We start from the raw sequence: 1,947 nt of genomic DNA on the forward strand, positions 1-1,947 counted from the left end.
AACTGAAGATGAAGGACTTGAACTAGCAGGGCTACTTGGAGATGAACTTGGAGCATTGTTAGAAGAAGAACTACTATTCAACAATTTTGTAGATACTTCGTTAGCCAAATTATCGCCGGATGAAGTAGTATTTTTACCGCCAGCGGCGGAAGATACATTGCCAGTTTGGTTAATTATCACATCATCAACATTGGAATGATCACCTGAATTTGTAATATTTGAATAACCATCATCTTGATTATTAAAAATACTAACAATTCCAATATTATTTACATGGGCCTCATTAAAATTCTGAACTACAGATGGAATATTAGCTTGTAAAACATTTAAATTGAAAATATTAGTATTCACATCAGCAATAAGAAGCATTATTAAATTGAAATCCTTTTCTTCTTCCATTACTGGAGGAGCAACACTTAAAACAGGAACCGGTTTTTGGGATTTGTGATTATCACTAAATACAACATTGTTTGCTATTTTAGTAGTGAGTCCACCATCTTTAGAACTGACGGAAACTCCTTCCTGACCGTTTGTTACCAATATGTTTATTGTGTCACCTTTTTTAAAAGCGACTGATTGTGGAGGTTGATTTTCAACAGGTACAACTTTTGAATTTTTAGTATTCTTTAAATAATTAATCATTGATTCATTGTTTTTGAATGTATGAATAGTGATACCATATTTACTATCCTTATACACCCCATCAGCAGTTTTAACGAAATCAGAATCTGAAGGTACTGAAATCTTAATACCATCAAATACTTCCTGTTTCATTGACTGATCACTGCTTAAAACATTTGCACCAACCAAACCTGCAGAAATGATACCAACGATTGCAATAAGAAATAACACATGAGTATCAATTTTCATTTAACTTTCACCTAAATTATATTGTGTATATAATTTATGTATTTTATGATATAAATACTATAAAAAATATATAAAACATTAACAAAAAACATGCAAAGGGTGTTATGAAATATGGTTAAGTGTCCAAAATGTGGAAATGAAGCTCATGACAATCCATATTGTGCCAAATGTGGTACTAAAATTGAAAAAGAGATAATTTGTCCAGAGTGCAATCAAAAACTTGATGAATCAAGTGCATTTTGTCCAAACTGCGGTACAAAACTTGATGATTCAGGTGAAGAAAAGAATAAAGACAACGAAGATGAAGCTTCAAAAGAAGAAACAGAAGACAAAAAGGAAACTTCACAAGAAGATGAAAACGATGAAAAAGACAATAAAGAGAAAACAGAAGAAATAGAAGACGAAGCTTCAAAAAAAGAGGAAACTGATAAAGACGGTGAAGATAAAGACGAAACCTCACAAGAAGAGGAAACCGATAAAAAAGACAAAGAAGACAAAAAAGAAGAGCCAAAAGAAGAAATCAAAGAAACTACATCAAATACCGATGATAGTGAAAAAAAATATTGTGCATTCTGCAATACTGAAATTGACGATGAAACCGATTTCTGTCCAGAGTGTGGAAAATCCGTAAACATAGACAAGCAATCAATGAGCGGAATAAGAAATACAATAAACTTCAAAAACTTAATATTATGTTCCATAATTTCCATCATACTCTCAGTATTTATTTCATTAATCTTCTGTTACATATTCGGAAGAATTCCTGGAGATTATTATCCACTCGGATTCATAATAAGCCTGGTTATAAGCATAGGAATATTCGGATCATTTAAAGATATAATAAATGGCGGATTATTGGGAATCATTACCGGACTTGTATTGGGATTATTAGCCAATTACATTGTGGAGCTTTCCAGCGGATTCGCTTTCAGTTATGAAATGCTATTCGGATATTCCGCAGTAATATTCACAATATTCGGACTGATAATGGGAATAATCGCAACCGGTTTAAGAAAACATGTTGTAAAATTAATCGATGTTGAAAAAATTTTGAAATAGCTATTAAATAGCTATTCT

General features: G+C 31.8%; 2 protein-coding genes. One reads left to right on the plus strand and one right to left on the minus strand.

The window, feature by feature from the left end:
• A partial coding sequence (locus UIB65_RS10265) for a hypothetical protein (RefSeq protein WP_330041478.1) occupies nt 1-870 on the minus strand: 870 nt, incomplete at its 3' end.
• A 111-nt stretch (nt 871-981) separates the two neighbouring features.
• On the opposite strand from UIB65_RS10265, the gene UIB65_RS10270 reads away from it, so the two are divergent.
• A complete protein-coding gene (locus UIB65_RS10270; protein WP_330041480.1) occupies nt 982-1,929 on the plus strand; it encodes a zinc-ribbon domain-containing protein in 948 nt (315 codons plus the stop codon).
• Nucleotides 1,930-1,947 lie beyond the last annotated feature (18 nt).

The sequence above is a fragment of the Methanobrevibacter sp. genome (assembly GCF_036307625.1).
In the GTDB taxonomy this organism is placed as follows: Archaea; Methanobacteriota; Methanobacteria; order Methanobacteriales; family Methanobacteriaceae; genus Methanocatella.